We start from the raw sequence: 17,375 nt of genomic DNA on the forward strand, positions 1-17,375 counted from the left end.
AGCGCACAATATACGCCAAATTTAGCAACCCAATTTAAATAGAAACAATAATTGAAATCGCAAAGATATTAAACAACTAAATTATCATTTAACATTAACAACGTCGCTTATATGAAAATACAACTCGAATATTGCGGTCTATAAAATGCTATTACTCGCAACGATACATTCGCATTTGCCCGAAAATGGCAGGCTGCGTCAAAATTATACATAAATTTCACCGTCTAATGTGTGGCCATAGCTTGCCAACCATCAGATAAAATCCATCACCTATGGGCTTGCCAATGCCATCCGCTCGATGAGAATGTCATTGACCACGTGAACGTCGAATTTTGCTTGCGCCAACTCTCGCGACTTCATCCCCATATCGGCAGCGAGAGGAAGATTGCCCGCAAGCGTCACCATGGCACGCGCCAGGTCATCAACATTCCTGGGCTCGACCAGATAACCGTTAATGCCAGGCTGGACCGTATCGCTACACCCAGCAAGGCTGGTGGTAATAACAGCGCGCCCGACGGACATAGCCTCAAGGATGCTGCGCGGAATACCCTCCCGATAGTAGCTCGGCAGTACGAAAACATTGCATCCTGCGAGGTAAGGCCGGACGTCCAATGTGTCGCCGAGAAAGTTCAGAAGCCCCTCATCAACCCATTTCTGGATATCGTCACGGGACACGCCAGTGACGGGATTGGGATCAAAATGTCCCAAAATTTGAAATTCCGCATTGGGGTAGAGATGCCGCACCCTCCGCGCCGCCTCAATATATTCAAGGATACCCTTGTCCTTGAGCAAGCGCGCGATCAACAGGAAAACCGGTCGATCGGAAGGGGGCGGTGCAAAGGCATAATGATCAAGATCCACACCCGACCCGGGCACAATCCTGATCAAGGATTCGTCCCTGACCATACGATGCTCGCGAATGTCCGCGGCATCAGCCTCGTTGTAGGCGAAGACAACGTTCGCGCCGGCAAAGGCGCGACGGTAAAGCCAAACGCTGATCTGCTTGACCACCCGGCCTTTAAAAGTTGCCGACCCGTTTTGTGAAAAGACGTGGCCAAGCCCTGTTACCAAGAAGCAACGGGAACGCACTCCAGCAAGCCGCGCGGCAATCCCACCGTAGATTATCGGTTTCATCGTGTATGGAACGACCAGGTTCGGCTTCAACTTTCGCAGCAGGCGCCAGAGCGACCATATGGTGGCGAGATCGGCAACTGGGTTAAGCCCTACGCGCGCCATTGGTATCTGTGCAAAATCGACGCCTATTCGTGACAACGCACTCCTGGTTCTTGCGTCATCTTCTGGACCAACGGCTGTGACAATGTGCCCGGCATCCACCATCCGCTTAAGCAGTTCCAGCCGAAAATTGGTCAATGACTGGCTATAGCTGGACAGAACGACAATGCGTTGTCTGCGATGCGCCGGCATCGTCTGCGGCAGCGGACGGATAGCGTCCTCATAAACAGCGTGTGTCGCTAAATACTCGCTAAAGACCGCCATAATAACTCCCAAGGAAACGAACCGGCAATGCAGGCGCGTTAGTTGATCTGCGATCCCGCTGCAGGGTTCCGGCCGATATCGCTGACGAGCGCGTTGAACAGCGCTTCAGGAAGCTCCGAAAGCTGATCCCGCGCACCATCCTCGTCTGTGTCGGCACTTTGGGGATGTACATCCTTCAAATGTGTGGCCGCACATTGCTGCTTCACATAGCCGGGAATGAGGCTGCTCATTAATGCAAGGACCATGGCTTCGTCTCCCAGTTCGGCGAAGCGCTCCAGTCGTGCAAACGTCACCATGAGCTTGGAGAGGTCCACCGGATGAGGGATAGCGCCCAGAACCCCAGGCACCGGCGACGCTACCCGCATTTCTTTGCTGTCGAAGAGTTCCTCAAATCGCTTTTCGCCGGGGCGTAGGCCGATGATCTTAATTGCAATATCTTTTTCGGGCGTAAATCCGGCCAGACGGATCATCCTGCGGGCTATCTCGATGATTTTTATGGGCTCGCCCATATCCAGCACGAATATCTCGCCTTTGCCGATATCGCCCTCCAAGCCATAAGCGGATGCCTGCAACGTCAGTTCCACGGCTTCGCGAATGGTCATGAAGAACCGCGTCATCTCGAGATCCGTTACGGTCAGCGGGCCGCCACAGGCAATCTGCTTCTTGAAGAGCGGGATAAGTGATCCGCTCGAACCAAGGACATTGCCGAACCGAACCGTCATGAAGCGGGGCCCTGACCCCGTCTTGAACCTGTTCAGGTCAAGAGCCTGGCAGTAAAGCTCGGCAAGGCGTTTGGTGCCTCCCATGACACTGGTTGGGTTGACAGCCTTGTCCGTTGAAATTTGAACCATCGCCAACGCGCCGCACTGCCGCGCCGCGTTGGCGACGTTCATCGTGCCGATAACGTTGGTAAGCGCTCCTTCACAAGGATTGAGCTCCACCATCGGCACATGCTTAAGCGCCGCTGCGTGAAAAACCAGCTCGGGCCGATGCAGTGAAAACATATCGTTGACCCGGTTTGCCCGCCGCACATTGCACAAATGTGCCGAACGCGGAACGCTCTGGAAACGCTCGTTCAACTCCATATCGATCGCATAGAGATTATATTCGCAGTTCTCCAGGAGCACGAGTTCCGCGGGCTCGCACGCTGCGATTTGCAACGCCAATTCGCTACCGATCGAGCCTCCAGCACCGGTGATGAGCACCCGCCGACCCTTGACCAGGCGCGAGATCGCTTCCCGGTCCAACGAGGCCTGCGGTCTTTCGAGCAGATCGGTCAGTTCGATAGACTTGAGTTCGAAGCGGTTTTCCCGCTTGGTATTTTTAAGCTCCGTCATCTGAGACAGGCGGGAAACGGTCATGCCAAACGCCTCAGCCGCCGCGATCAACCGCTCCGACGCATCCTCCCCGAATACGGATGGCGCTTCCGTAAATATGAGGTGGCGCGGAGAAATCCTTTCGCCTTTGAGCTGCGCAACAATATCCCGGAAATCTTCCACAGCCCCAAGGATAGGGACGTTACGAAGCATCATGTTTTGATGCTCATTTGTTTTTTCCAGGCATCCGACGGGCCAATGCGTGCAGTTGCGATCGCGGCTCAGTGCGCGCAGGTAAAGGTCGGCAGCATCCCCTGCACCAACGAGGAGCGTGGGAATTTGCTTCTCGGTATTTCGGGGGCCTTTGAGCCCCATCCCGCGGCGTGTCAAAGGGAACTCGTCCAGCCGGAAACTCAACCTGGAAGCAGACAGAAAAGCCAGGAGCAGAAGAGCCTCCAGCAACAACGTGCTGCGCGGCATATCTGTAAGCCTGGTTGCGAAGAATAAAACGCAGACAAGCATCAGTGTGGTTATGAAAACCGCACGGATGATCGTCCACAAATCAGACACGGATCCATACCGCCAGTTTCGGCTATACAATCCGGCGAGTGGGAACACGACAGCGCAAACGAGCAGATATTGGGGACCAGCGATCAACAATGCCCTTAGCAACTCGGGCCGTGCTTGCACCGTGTCGAACCCGTAACGGGTCACGTAAGCAATACCCAGAGCTGAACCTGCAGAGAGCATATCCGCCAAAAAAAGCCCGAGCGACTGCCGGACTTTTCGCACCTGCGAATATACTATCCTTTTCGCAAGGCCCAACATCCAATTGGCGGCAGAAAGCACAACCGTGACGGCGGTAGCGAGCGTTATGCCGGATAGCCGCTTCTTGGCGGAAGAATTGTTGGTGTTTAAAACGACGTCACCGCGATCCATTATAGCCCCCGCCAACTACTCGCACGGAATCATATCGTCGAACCCCAGCGGTTCGAGCGCTCAAATTAATCTATAAGAAATATATACTATTCTCCCAGAGGCATCGCATGAGCGAAATACCTCCGCATCGCCGCAGCACAAAGCTACGTCGAAGAAATCCCCGATATGTAAGAGCTTTCTTTCGTTAGAAGGTTTGCATAAAATGAATAATCTGTAAAGCTTATTTTAGCCTCAGCTATTCTAACGCATTAAATTGGCAATCTATACCTTCTTCGTTGCATCCATCGAAAACATATACTTAATGCCATAAATCCCAGTGCTAAATCGTTTGAAACTTCCATTCTCAAAACGAAAAACATCAACGATCTGAAAAAAGAGGCCACACTTTCCAGCAACAGTTCATACTGTGCAACGCTGGTTCAGCAGAACAATTCCACCTGGCCGAAGTGGCCATTTTGCTGGGCGCACCAACATTCGACCAGCGTCGACGAAAACCGCAGGCTTCAAAGATTGAAAGTGCTCACCCCATATCGATCAAACAAGCAACGCGGTTGCGCAGTAGGCTCAGCATCATCGGCCTCCAGATGCCCCGCCAAAGAGTACCGTTTAAGGCTCTGCTGAATAGGTGCTATTCAACGGAATTGGTCCGATAAACTCGTTGATGGAAATACCAGTTGTAGGGCCATCGCTCAAGCAAGATATGCGCAACGTGACTGAGGCCGGCAGACGCAACGAAAACCGCCGCTCCAAAGATTGCGATCGAAAGCCAAATATCACTGGTGAAAAGCTGCAACTGGATGAAAACTCGCCTTACAAAGTAATAGGCGTAAGGATGCACGAGATACAAGCTATAGCTTATGGCGCCTATGTATTTTGAAAATCTATTATTAAATATAATACTGGTTAGGCTGCGTGGATCTACCGCAAGACAAAAGTAGGACACGGTAAAAACCAAAGCTCCCAGAGCGGCCGGATTAGAGAAATCGGAGAGTGTATAGTCAAAAACCCCCCGGCTTGCTGAATAGACAGTGGCAAAAAACAGAGTTGCCTCGAGCGTCCGCAACAAGGCTGTCCCCATCGCTATCCGTGAGCCAAAGAGGCGGATCAAGGCGCCTGCCAGGAAGAAAATCGATATGGGAAAAACGGCGAGAAAAACCAGCGATACCGCCCACGCCAACGCAGCCGCTACCGCGCTTGGTCGTTTAACCGACGTATAGACGACCCAGCATGTAAGCGCATAGAAGATGACCTCGTAGCTCAGGCTCCATGCATTGGGGGTGAGTTGTTCAGTTCCAGTGAAGAGATTTATGAACAGGAGGCCAGAAACGATGCTTTCTACATTATTCGTTTTTGGATATTCGTTGGTTAGATAGTTCAATGTTATAAATACTACGGAGGCCACAAAGAATAACGGATAGATACGCAGAAACCGACGCTGCGCGAACTCGTGAATGGAGTATCTCAGGGCGCTTGGAAGGATCACATAGCCGCTGATCACAAAAAACAATTTAACACCAAAGACACCCAGAAACCATGGCGCCTCTATGGCATGCACGTAGCTCTCGTTCGCCGGGTAGATATGGCGAGCTGTCCCGCCGAGAATATGCGCCCCAAGCACCATGATTGAGGCCAAACCACGCAAACCATGCGCAGCAACGTTGAATTCGCCTGCCTTTTCAACCGAGTTTAAGGCAACACGCCTGACAGGCTCGCTTGCCGACGGTCGCGCTAGTATTTCATCAACCATTGGAGGCCCCGCCAAGTTGCTCAAGGGCAGAAGCCGTCTGCCGCCGGTCAAAAGACATCTAAATAGTAGCGTGGCTTAGCCCAGCGCCCCGAGTGGGATGGGCGCTCGATCAGTATCGGCCCTCCCTCGCAGCAAGCCACGCTCCTTGTCTGCAAAAGTCGAGGCAAGGAATATCGGGAGAAGAACCGGCAAAACCCAGAACCGGCTATAAATATGCGGAAGAGCATTAGCTGCCAGTAAGAACACCGTGACATTTGCAAGGATTGCCGCAGCAAACGGGCGCCCGCCCGGCACTTTTAAAACCGAAATAGCCGGACCCAGCCCGCCCAACACCATCACAAGGAACCCGATCGCGCTTATCAATCCGCCTTCTATCCACAAAAGCAGATAGACGTTGTGAACAGGCGCATGATATTGGCTGCCCACGCGATACTGATCAGCTCCGACGCCGATAAAGATAGTGTCTGACGTCATCTCCAAGGCTTCGTTTATCAGCTCGACCCGCCCGTCAAAACTGCCGGCTTTCCCGAGGTCACCAGTTTCCAGCGCGCCAAGAACTCTTTTCTGGAAGGTGGCAGGAAGATATTCGGTCACAAGACCGCCACTGAGAGCCAAGATCGTCACGCCGATGGCTAACGGCAGCAGCATACGCTTCCAGCTCACCCCGAGAAGCGCAAAAATCCCTACTCCACACACAAGCGACATAAGGCCGGAATTGGAGCCTGTCAGCAAAATACCATAGGTCATGATTGCTACCGCCAGAAATCCGGTTGTCTTTCTCATGTGACCTGTCGTGCAGAGTACGAGGACAATTGGTACACACAGCGCTATGACGGTCGCGCATTCATTTGTGCGCTCCATTAGACCGGTGAGGCGTCCGCTGCCGGTTACGAACACCGTATCCCTCTGCCCGTCATAATGGATGAGATACACTCCATGGAGGCAGATCACCGAAATTGACAGGATATAAACTTTAGCAAAGGTGACGATGTTTTTTGCGGATTGACTGCTGAAAATCAACATTATTGCCAAGTATGCATAGGCATATTGCGCAACGACAGCCATCGCGCGCATTGGATCGGGAGATTTCATGCTGCTTATCGTCAGGCCCGCGAGCAATGTGGAGAGCCCCACCAACCAGACCGCCGCACTCATTCTTCCGAAGGGATAAAATGAAATCCGCCCACTCAATAAAAGTACAACCAGGGCGGCCGCGAACATAATATCAGAAAATGTAATGTTTCCTGCGGTGGGCCGTATATAAACCATAGAGCACAGAAAAACTCCGCCGACGACAAGCGGATAATCAAAGAACATGATGATCTTTGATCTTCTCATTTCGGCGGAGTAGTTTCCCCCTCGCCATTCCTGATCAAGATCGTTCGGAATATCTGTCATATTGCGATCTCGCTGCGTCGATACAGCTGTGTTGAGATTTTTTGGTAGGGTGCGAACCTCCGCACTAAATTGTATTTCCTGGCAAACTATTCTGATGGCAGATCATTCGTCCGGGTTCTTACGCAAACACATTCCCATCCAGACCCAGACGTGACATCCTGCGTGATGCCGTCCTAAGGCCTGCGGCCGTCAACCGCGCCGGGCGTAGCCAATGCCCGATGCCTCGGCTATCTGGCGAAAGCTCACGATACACGGCAATGATCCTAAAATCGAGATAAACAAAATCAAATGTCACTCGCAACGGAACGCTGCTCGAAATAATCAGAAAGCAAGTTCGATCTGCTCTCGTCTGCAAAAGTATATTTTCCGGTCGAACACCAGAATGAGTGTGCAGCGCCGGTGTCTACGCACAATAGATTCCATGATGGCAACCATAGCCGGAACCCCTTACCCTACGTCTTTCCGCTTCGCTGCGGCCAGCCGGCTTTCACTTAGCCTTTCTCCAAAAATCATCACTGAAGCCGTCATGATCAGAATTTGAAGGTCAATCCAGAAGGATCTGTTTCGGATATACCATAAGTCGAGGTCTATCTTGTCATCATCCGTAAGGATGGCATTGCCGCTGATCTGCGCCCACCCCGTCAACCCCGGCTTGACCGAACAGCGCAAAACCCCACGCTCGCCAAGGCCGCGTATCGTTTCTGGGAGAATGGGACGGGGACCAATCAAGCTCATATCGCCGACAAGGATGTTCCAGAACTCAGGAAGTTCGTCCAGGCGGGATCGGCGCAGAATTCGGCCAAATGTGGTTGTACGTTTCTCGTCGCTGAGGAGTTTACCCTTGCTGTCCCGCGTATCCGACATGGACCGGAACTTGATCATTCTGAACGGGCGCTCGTCCTTGCCTGCCCTGGATTGAACGAAAATTGCCGGGCGGCCGAGAAGGATGATAACGGCAATTGCAACCAGTATCATGACAGGCAACATTAACAGCCCAGCGGAAAGTACGAATACGATGTCAAGAATACGGTTCATAATATTTGCCCCAGCAAACATTCGACCTTTTATTTTTATCCACACGGAAGAGATCCGGCAAGAAATTTCATCTTCTTATTTTCAATAACTTCGCATTGACGGCAACGGTCTGTTCGTTCCATCATCAAAGACGGAAGAGTATATGCTGTAAAGAAACTGCCATACTTCATATCGACATGATCACATGGCCAGCACTCCACCACCCATAGGCCTCGATCGTATTTGATGACAGCCCTGTTGAACGATGATTTTCCTGGTCACCAGTCGAGGGGGTGGCATCCGGGAAAACCAGATTTTTAAATGGTACATTTGAGGATCGGCTGGACCCGTGAGCAAGGCAGCGGACGACAAGCGCCTGCTCCCGATACATCTGCAAAGGGTCCTTCGACCGCCATCAGACGACAATCATTCGACCGAAGGGACCAATGATGTGTGGAATTGCCGGGCTTGTAAACTATGCGGGACGCCAACGCGAAGCATCGACTGCCACCCTGAAACTGATGGCCGGCGCACTTGCGCATCGCGGCCCAGACGCCGATGGAATATGGCTTGCCGACGATGGCCATGTCGGCCTTTGCCATCGCAGGTTGTCGATCATTGACCTGTCTCCGGGAGGTGCGCAGCCGATGCACTCCGCCAGCGGTCGCTACTCGATTGCCTACAATGGGGAGATTTATGGGTTCCTGGGATTGCGCGCCGAACTGGAAGCGCTCGGGCTACAATTTCGCGGCCATTCAGATACAGAAGTGCTTCTGGAAGCAATCGAAGCATATGGACTGGAAAAAGCGTTGGCGCGCTGCAACGGCATGTTCGCCTTCGCCCTATATGACAGTGTCGAACGCAAAGTCATATTCGCCCGGGATCGACTTGGTAAAAAGCCGCTTTATATCGGAGTGTCCGGTGATGCGATTGCTTTTGGTTCCGAACTAAAGAGCATCAGAAAACACCCGTCTTTTCACTCTCCCGAGATAGATCGCGACGCAGTTACGCTGTACCTGAGATACAACTACATCCCCACTCCTTATTCGATTTATCGTAATGTTTTCAAATTGCCGCACGGTTCGTGGGTCAGCATCTCGGTCGATCAGCCTCCCGCCTCTCTTGCGGTAGTTCTGGCCTCTGCAAGACCCTACTGGGACGCATTCGAAGTTGCCGAGCACGGATATGCGAACCGTATCGGATCCGAAGAGGAGGCTTTAGATCTTCTCGACAACGCGCTGAAAACAGCGGTCAGCGAGCGCCTGGTGTCGGATGTGCCTGTCGGTGCGCTTCTTTCCAGCGGCATTGATTCCTCCCTGGTTTCCGCCGTGATGCAGGAAGTCTCGGCAACGCCCGTCAAAACCTACACAGTCCGCTTTATGGAGGAACAGTACAATGAAGCGGATGCCGCCGCCGCCGTAGCTCTTCATCTGAAAACGGATCACACTGAAATCACGGCGGAACCCGAAATCGCTCTTGGGCTTATCTCCGATCTGCCTGATGTCTATGACGAGCCTTTTGCCGACCCATCACAAATCCCGACCTTGCTCGTTTCAAAACTCGCGCGAAGAACGGTAACCGTTGCTCTATCCGGCGACGGCGGCGACGAATTTTTCGGCGGCTACAAGCGCTATCAACGAATGATGACCTTTGACCGCCTGGAAAAAATGACCCCCGCATTCGCGCTGAAGGCAGCGAAATTCGCACCCGAATGGCTGCTTGACGCTGCAGCGCCGCTTGGCCGTCACGCCCTCCCCCCGGCTTTGCGCGACGAGGCCACCGGCAGCCGTGTGAAGCGGCTTGCAGAACTGCTCCAGATTCGCAACAGAGACGACCGATATCTGAATTTTGTCTCTCAATGGCCGGATGCGGCCGACATCGTCATCGGCGGACGCGAACCACCGTCTGCAATGTCATCCAAGCGAATTCCAGCCGTTCTGGAGCCAGTCGACAGGATGATGTACAGGGATATGATTGCCTATCTCCCCGACGATATTCTCGTCAAACTGGATCGTGCCTCAATGGCTGTCGGTCTTGAAATGCGCGCCCCCCTCCTCGACTACCGCTTCGTCGAACTGGCTTGGCGCTCGCCTCGCGCCTTATGTTTTTCCGAAGGTCAAGGCAAGCGCGCACTGCGCAAACTGCTAGCCCGCCGATTGCCCGAGAAACTCCTGACTCAATCAAAACGAGGGTTCGGCATCCCGCTTAATGCCTGGCTTCGCGGCCCCTTGCGTGCCTGGGCAGGCGACATGCTGTCTCCGTCTCGCTTGCGTCGAGACGGCATTTTCCGCGTAGAACCCATAGAGGCACGCTGGAAGGAACATCTTTCAGGCAAGCGAGATTGGGGCGCGCACCTTTGGACGATCCTCATGTTCAACTCCTGGCTGGACCGCTGGGCCAGCCAGGAACATTAACTGCGCCGGTAAGGCTATATGCCTCGCTGGCTCTTAATGTTGAAGCCTGCCTGGCCTCCTTCCCGCAACTCGCGAGAGAAGAACCAGATGGGATGATTGGGTGCAGATGTCTTAGGCGCGGGGCATCAGCATTGATTTTCCAAGCCTGCGACACAGCGCCAGGTGAGCCATGCCTATGACAGCATAAAGTCCGACTGACTGAAATTCGCTGCCGTAAGATTGCCCAACGGGTCATCGATGAGAACGGAGAATGCGTTGCCCGAAGAGTCATGCCCCTTGATGATGACATCGCCACTGGCATCGTCGTAGGCATAAATTGTTCCGTTGGCGCCCGAACTCGAATATTTGGTCAGTCCGAGCCGTTCGAAGCTCAGCGTATCGATACCGTCCTGGAAATCCTTGACGGTATCACGGCCGGTCAGGACACTGGCACCCTTGAAAGAGAACTGGTCGGCGCCTGCGCCACCCCAAAGCGTGTCAGCGCCGGAATCGCCAATCAGAACGTCATTTCCAGCGTCGCCGTAGAACGTGTCATTTCCATCGCCGCCATAGAAACGGTCGTTTCCGTCGCCACCTCTCAAGGTGTCCGCGCCGGCTTCACCGCTAATGGTATCGGCACCGGCATCTCCAAACGCCACGTCGTCTCCGCCGCCAAGTTCGATACTGTCGTTGCCATTGCCGCCATGTGCTTCATCCTTACCCCCCTCGGAATCGATCATGTCGTTACCATCGCCACCGCTGAGGTAGTTGTTGCCGTCTCCGCCATCGACCCGGTCATCACCGTTTCCGCCGAACACTTTATCGTCGCCCGACTGCCCCTTAAGCGCGTCGTTACCATCCTCGCCATAGATGGTGTCATTGCCAGCGGCTCCGCTTACGGCCTGCTGTGTCAATTTCCCCGTCGCGGGATCAATGCGGTTGGTGAAACCGTCATTTCCGCTACCCGCATAGATGATATCGTCTCCGTCACCGCCATCGATGTATTCCTCGCCAGCACCGCCATAAATCGTATCGTTTCCGGCACCGCCCAAAAAGTGGTCGTGACCGTCGCCGCCCTCCAGAATGTCGTCCCCGAGGCCGGCATCGAAAATATCGTTTCCAAGGCCTCCAAGAAATCTGTCATTTCCCGCGCCGCCGTCGAAAGTATCGTTACCGTCGCCGCCTTCGGCATAATCGTTGCCAGCCCCTGCCTTGAAAAAGTCGTTCCCCAGCCCGCCGTAGAGCTTGTCGTTGCCAACTCCGCCGTCGAGAAAGTCATCGCCTGCGTTGCCGTACAGGATGTCATCGCCATCATAGCCGTAGATTTTGTCTGTAGCGCTCGTTCCCGTCAGCTTATTTGCCAGGGTGGTTCCTTTGAGAATCATGATTACCTCTTCGCTTGGTAGGAGAGGCGCTGGTAGGAACGGAATGAGGCGCAAAGGAGGCTCGCAGCGATTTCACAACCATAAGAGGAAATAAAACCGGCCACTACTAATGTATATCTGTGGATAAAGATTGAAAATACATCGAATATAACAATACAAAATCATTAAATTTCAGCGATTTAATTCAAGCGTCGAGCAATATCCGTTCATGACAATATTTAAGCTTGAGACAAACTTTATAAATCTCACCATCATGCGATGTAATTCGATTACTCAACGACATATCCTCATTTTTTATTCAAAAAATCCAGATACTTGGCTTCTACAGCAGCCAGCGTATATTCATTCTCGATTCGCTCTCTGGCGTTGCGGGCATATCGCGCATAACCGCCTGGGCCTGCATCGAGCAGTGTACGCATAGCCCCCGCAAGTGCGTGCGGATCTCTCGCCGGCACGGCAATGCCACCATCGCCGACAACAATGGCGGCGTCACCGACATTGGTCGTGACCACCGGCTTGGCAAAGCTCATCGCCTCGGCGATGACATTGGGAAACCCCTCCGTCCGCGAAGACAGCGCCAGTATATCGATGCCTTGATAGAATCCGGCCATGTCTGCGACCTCCCCCTGCAACTCGATCCGGCCCGGCGGCAGCGCGGCGTCGGCAATCAGCCGCACGACGGCGGGATTGTCCCAGGACAGTCCATGCCCGGCGGCTGTAAACGTCACATCTGGATGTGTTTGAGAAACCAGCGTGGCTGCATGGAAGAACGTGGCGTGATCTTTTTGAGGATGAAAGCGGGCCGCTATGCCGATCCGTTTCGCGACGCGGGGCACCGGCGCGGAAAGAGGCGGAAGGTCAAAACCGTTCGGAATAACAACGGCATTATGATTGCTGTAGCCATAGGCACCGTGCATTTCGAGAGCGCGTGAGGAATTATAGATAAAGCCGGCAGCACGGCGCGACAGCAATTTGGAGACAGCAATGGCGATACGTGAGCTGCGCGACAATGACGATGGATCGTCCAGCGACTGACGGACATTCCAGAACACGCGCGTATGTTGGCGCGAAAGGCACGCAGCGATCGTGCCGGCAATCATTGCATGATACATCCAGCACAACACGACCGTGGGCTGCTCCTGGCGGATCAACTTGGTCAATGTGAAGATCGCCCCGACCAGCGCCGTCGGCACTCCGGCTTCCAGCGCGACATAGGTAACTCGGGGATTATTAGCGAGGGCGCGATTACGCCCCGATATCCCCATAAGAGATACAACAACGATCCGTTGGCTGTCTGAAATCCGCAACAACCGAGTGAGCATAGTCTCGGCACCGGCGCTCGCAGTGAAATTGGTAATGACATGCATGATCATCATGGCGGTCCGTTTAATACTCAAGCGCGTCGTTTGGCTGCGATAACCCCGATTTGCAATTGCCAGAACCGTTAGCTTTGCTTCAGTGGAAGCCAACCAGATACCGCCGGCGAAAGCCATTGTCATCCAAACAAAGCCACCGGTCCACTCGATCGCACAGCCGGTTGTTTCTCACACTGGCCGGTATGCGAATGGCATTCTGTTTTAGTTGGAGTTGATATCGTAGCATATTGAAATATTCGTTGGCGGCCCGGCATTGTTAACTGCTGGACAGTGTCCCGCACGTGGTGTTCTATATCTCTAAATTACAGATATTTTAAATCTGGAACCTTTTGTATCGTTGTCAAGTCTGCCCCACCGAAGCTTTCGCGGTGATGCGTTCAGAAGACGAATTTGTCTCTGCTGATTGGGAGACGGATTGAAGCGCCTGGAAACTTTTCGGGATGAGAAATGATGCGTATTGTTCTTGTTGGCGCCGTTGAAAGTTCGAACGTCGCATTTAATGCGCTCGTGAAAGCCGGAAAACCTCCAGTTCTCGTGGTGACCCTCCCGCAAGACGCCGCTGATCGGCATTCGGATTTCACCGACATCGGTTCACCGGCCGCCGCGATCGGAAGCGCAGTGTTCCGCACGACGAATACAAACGCGCCGGAAACGATAGAGGCGATAGAAAATGCAGAACCGGATGTCACTTTCGTCGTTGGCTGGTCCCAGATCTGCAAAGCGCCTTTTCGCGCCATTGCTCGTATCGGGAGCATCGGTTTTCACCCAGCCGCCTTGCCTCGATTGCGGGGGCGAGGCGTCATTCCCTGGACAATCCTGCTTGGCGAAAAGACGGCGGGATCTACATTGTTCTGGCTCGACGAAGGCACGGATTCCGGCCCTGTCCTACTGCAGAAGATCTTTCACGTCGGAGAAGAGGAGACAGCGCGCAGCCTCTATCTCAAACATATGCGCAATATCGAAGAGATGATCCCGGAAGCCGTGCACCGGCTTGAGACGGGCGACGCCCCGAGAATAGAGCAGGATCACCGCCAGGCATCCTATTGTGCGAAACGTACGCCTGAAGATGGCTTGATCGATTGGCGCATGCCGGCTGCGCAGATACTGACCCTCATTCGAGCCGTGGGCGATCCGTATCCTGGCGCTTACACAAGCTGCAACGGGCTCAAACTTCATATTGACACTGCTGCGCCAGCTTCCCCCATACCCCGTTATATTGGCATTACCGGTCAGGTTCAGGCACACACTCCACGCGGCTTTGTCGTCATGTGCGGTGATGGCCTTTGCATTGAAGCCCATAATTGGCGCTCACCGAGTGGCAAGCCACCCCCTGTGCACAGCAAGCTGCAGGGGTAAAGCCCAACACGCAAGCGCCTTTACTTGCACTTGACGTTCCGAGCCTTTCCCGCACCGTGGAAACCCGCAACCAAGAGCCAACGGCGCTCACCTGACGGAATTTAGCCCGAGACGGCCGATAAAATCCGCCGCTACACTGCAGACGTAGGGCAGGACGCGATGGCTGCTGCAACCAGCTTCGCCTGGACCCGGATATCGGGAACCGCCGTGATTTCCCAGAATTGTCCCGCCGTCAGAGCGCCAACGGCAAACATACGTGGCTGGGCGTGGCCGTTTGAATCAAGCACGCGGGATGCCTTGTCGATCGCAATCCCGAGACCAAGCGCGTCGGCGCTGATCATACCTGCCTTCAACATCTCCTTCAGGAGCGGGGAGTGGTTGACGCCAGCCCGCTCCATCCCCGTACAGTTCACGATCCAGTCCGTCTCGAACGACGCCGATCGATCACATAAGCGCGGGCGATAGGTGACTGCGACACCATTTTGGCTCTCCAAGATGGATTTCACAAATCCGGCATGCAGCTGGACAGTGCCATTTTTGATCAAGGAATCGAACCCTTCGAACACCGCCGGTGAAATGCGATGACGGTGGACGTTCCACCAGGGCAGAGCATGCCGAAGAAAACGTGCACGCTGCTCGCGAGACAACTCCTGCCATAATGCCTGAGTGTCCGGCCTCAGGCCGTCCATCACAGCGCGCCAGTCTGCTCCCTCCCTAATCTGCCGGCGCAGGGCACCGAGAATTGCACTGATCTGCCGTTGGCCAGCCGGCAATGCAGGCTTGATGGGAGACACCCGGTGCGAGTGATGGGGATGCGGCACGAGGCCCCTTCGCGACAAGACGCGAATCTCGCCTCGATGGCCGCGAGCGCGCAATGCCAGGACTTGATCGATCATCGTCAAACCTGAGCCCAGAACGCAAACCCGGTCCCTCTCCCCTACCCTCAGCAACCAGTTCAAGCGCCAGGGATTCTTGATGATGTGGCGTTTGGCGCCGGCCGCTAACCCATCAGGCGAGACCGGCAGTTGCGCGTTACCGACACCGAGACAGAACACGACCGTCTGTGCAATCAGTTCCGCAGCATTGTCCAGTTGAAAGACCGTGCCGACCCGGTACTGCTCAACGCAGCCTGTTGCCTTGGCCTTGATGAAGCTGACTTTCGCTCTGTCGTGACCGCGCAGCAGGGACGCCAGCGTGTCTCTCAAATACAGCCCGTAATCGCCGCGGGAGGCAAAATCGTCGCCAGATTTCCCCTTGCCCTTTGCTTCCAGCCACATCAGGAAATCGTCTGGCTTATCTGGAAAGACACTCATGCGACCAGCGGGCACATTCAAGCGATGAAGATGGAATTCGGTCCGATAGGCCGTACCGCGGCCAAATCCGCGGTTGTCGCCAATGATTGCGATCGAACTCGACGTTGGAAGCAGTTGTAGAAGATTGATTGTCACGGCTATTGCCGAGAAACCGGAGCCAACAACAACGATATCGTAAACCAACCACATCTCCGATCAATCGTCTGTCATGCGTACTGACATGGCACGAACGGAAAATTCGATGAAGTTCAATCTCTGCCGAGCCTATCCTATCAATTAAGAAAGGCAATCAGCGACAGCATGTGACGCGCGCGTTCAAGGATTCATATAGCCTCCTCGCGGCACCATAGCTAAGCGAACAAGAAATCAGCACTGCTGAAATTGGACGCGCTCAAACTATTGGCTGGATCATCGACAAGCACCGAGAACACTTTCCCAGCGGCATCGTAGCCTTTAATCAGAACACCTCCGGTTGGATCATCGTAGGCATAAACCGTACCGGCCGCACCCGAGCTCGAATATTGCCGGATGCCAATTTTTTCCAGAACAAGAATATCGACGCCATCTTGAAAATCCATAATGGTATCCTGCCCAAGAAAAGCGCCGGCGCCCTTGAATACAAACCTGTCGGCATCTGCACCGCCCCACAGCACATCCACCCCTGAATCGCCGATGAGAGTATCCTGGCCCGCATCGCCGTTTAGAACGTCATCTCCGTCACCGCCGTAGAACAGGTCATTGCCGGCGCCGCCATTCAGGACGTCATTGCCGCCCTCACCGCTTAAACTATCTGCGCCGGCATCCCCGAATGCAATGTCGGCCCCGCCGCCCAGTTCGATCCTGTCGTTGCCATCGCCGCCGCGCGCCTCGTCGATGCCGCCTTCGGAATCGATGATATCATTTCCATCACCACCGGAGAGAAAGTTGTCACCATCTCCACCATCAACCTTGTCGTCGCCGTCACCGCCGAACATCCGGTCGTTACCGGCCTGCCCTTTCAAGAGATCCTTTCCGCCTTCGCCGTAGATCAGATCGTTACCAGCTCCGCCGCTCACTGCTTGCTGCGTCATCAGGCCGGTGGCTGGGTCGATACGTTCACCAAATCCATCATTTCCTGAACCGGCATAGATCACATCATCGCCATCGGCCGCGTCGATATATTCCTCACCGGCTCCACCATAAATCGTGTCGTTACCAGCGCCACCGAGAATATGGTCATGACCATCGCCTCCATCGATGAAGTCGTCGCCCTGACCGCCCTCGAAAATGTCGTTACCTAGGCCGCCGATAAAATGGTCGTCGCCCGCGCCACCATCGAAACTATCTTTCCCGTCGCCCCCTTCGGCGTAGTCGTTTCCGGGGCCAGCCTTGAAGAAATCGTCTCCGAGGCCTCCGTAAAGCCTGTCGTTACCATCGCCGCCATCGAGGTAGTCGTTGCCGTCATATCCCCACAACACGTCGTCGCCGGCGTAGCCATAAATCGTATCTGCGTCATTGGCGCCGAACAACACGTCTGCCAGCAGAGTTCCCTTGAGAATCATTGCTTCATCCCCCTGATATTTTAGGACGGAAGGCGCCACGATGGCGGTTCAAGCCCCGTCTAGGCTTTCAATCGGCGAAAAAATGCTTCGAGAAATCACG

11 protein-coding genes are annotated in these 17,375 nt (G+C 54.1%); 2 read left to right on the plus strand and 9 right to left on the minus strand.

The genetic code is table 11. The annotated features are described in order from the left end of the window. Positions 1 to 270: 270 nt before the first annotated feature. The 5 genes from ASD36_RS11020 to ASD36_RS11040 all read right to left on the minus strand — a co-directional run bounded on the left by ASD36_RS11020 (position 271) and on the right by ASD36_RS11040 (position 7,932). Entirely contained in the window at positions 271 to 1,497 is a 1,227-nt protein-coding gene (locus tag ASD36_RS11020; protein WP_082562743.1) for a glycosyltransferase family 4 protein, read from the minus strand. Positions 1,498 to 1,535: 38 nt separating this feature from the next. After that, positions 1,536 to 3,641, minus strand: a complete 2,106-nt coding sequence (locus ASD36_RS11025; RefSeq protein ID WP_082562760.1) for a nucleoside-diphosphate sugar epimerase/dehydratase — start codon at positions 3,639 to 3,641, stop codon at positions 1,536 to 1,538. Positions 3,642 to 4,380: 739 nt separating this feature from the next. Then, complete coding sequence (locus ASD36_RS11030) at positions 4,381 to 5,499, minus strand: acyltransferase (RefSeq protein WP_060510271.1); 1,119 nt, start codon at positions 5,497 to 5,499, stop codon at positions 4,381 to 4,383. 75 nt (positions 5,500 to 5,574) lie between these two features. Continuing rightward, a complete protein-coding gene (locus ASD36_RS11035) occupies positions 5,575 to 6,897 on the minus strand; it encodes an O-antigen ligase family protein (protein WP_060510273.1) in 1,323 nt (440 codons plus the stop codon). A gap of 447 nt (positions 6,898 to 7,344) precedes the next feature. After that, complete coding sequence (locus ASD36_RS11040; RefSeq protein WP_060510676.1) at positions 7,345 to 7,932, minus strand: sugar transferase; 588 nt, start codon at positions 7,930 to 7,932, stop codon at positions 7,345 to 7,347. A gap of 428 nt (positions 7,933 to 8,360) precedes the next feature. Between ASD36_RS11040 and asnB the strand changes: the two genes are divergently transcribed. Then, positions 8,361 to 10,325, plus strand: a complete 1,965-nt coding sequence (asnB, locus tag ASD36_RS11045; protein WP_060510678.1) for an asparagine synthase (glutamine-hydrolyzing) — start codon at positions 8,361 to 8,363, stop codon at positions 10,323 to 10,325. A gap of 173 nt (positions 10,326 to 10,498) precedes the next feature. Here the strand turns inward: asnB and ASD36_RS11050 are convergent, their stop codons facing one another. Further along, the gene (locus ASD36_RS11050; protein ID WP_060510275.1) at positions 10,499 to 11,689 is read right to left on the minus strand and encodes a calcium-binding protein; all 1,191 of its coding nucleotides are present in this window, start codon (positions 11,687 to 11,689) and stop codon (positions 10,499 to 10,501) included. A 287-nt stretch (positions 11,690 to 11,976) separates the two neighbouring features. Beyond that, positions 11,977 to 13,062, minus strand: coding sequence for a glycosyltransferase (locus ASD36_RS11055; RefSeq protein WP_060510680.1), 1,086 nt, complete (start codon positions 13,060 to 13,062; stop codon positions 11,977 to 11,979). Positions 13,063 to 13,515: 453 nt separating this feature from the next. Here ASD36_RS11055 and ASD36_RS11060 point away from each other — a divergent pair, with 453 nt between their 5' ends. After that, positions 13,516 to 14,421 carry a formyltransferase family protein gene (locus tag ASD36_RS11060; protein ID WP_060510681.1) on the plus strand — a complete coding sequence of 302 codons (906 nt, stop codon included), beginning with the start codon at positions 13,516 to 13,518 and terminating at the stop codon, positions 14,419 to 14,421. A 131-nt stretch (positions 14,422 to 14,552) separates the two neighbouring features. On the opposite strand, the gene ASD36_RS11065 is transcribed toward ASD36_RS11060, so the two are convergent. Together ASD36_RS11065 and ASD36_RS11070 are read right to left on the minus strand one after the other, a co-directional pair. Then, positions 14,553 to 15,923 carry an FAD/NAD(P)-binding protein gene (locus tag ASD36_RS11065; RefSeq protein ID WP_060510277.1) on the minus strand — a complete coding sequence of 457 codons (1,371 nt, stop codon included), beginning with the start codon at positions 15,921 to 15,923 and terminating at the stop codon, positions 14,553 to 14,555. A gap of 161 nt (positions 15,924 to 16,084) precedes the next feature. Next, positions 16,085 to 17,275, minus strand: a complete 1,191-nt coding sequence (locus ASD36_RS11070) for a calcium-binding protein (protein WP_060510279.1) — start codon at positions 17,273 to 17,275, stop codon at positions 16,085 to 16,087. Between the last annotated feature and the right edge of the window lie 100 nt (positions 17,276 to 17,375).

The sequence above is a fragment of the Rhizobium sp. Root1334 genome, assembly GCF_001426665.1.
Taxonomy (GTDB): Bacteria; Pseudomonadota; Alphaproteobacteria; order Rhizobiales; family Rhizobiaceae; genus Pararhizobium.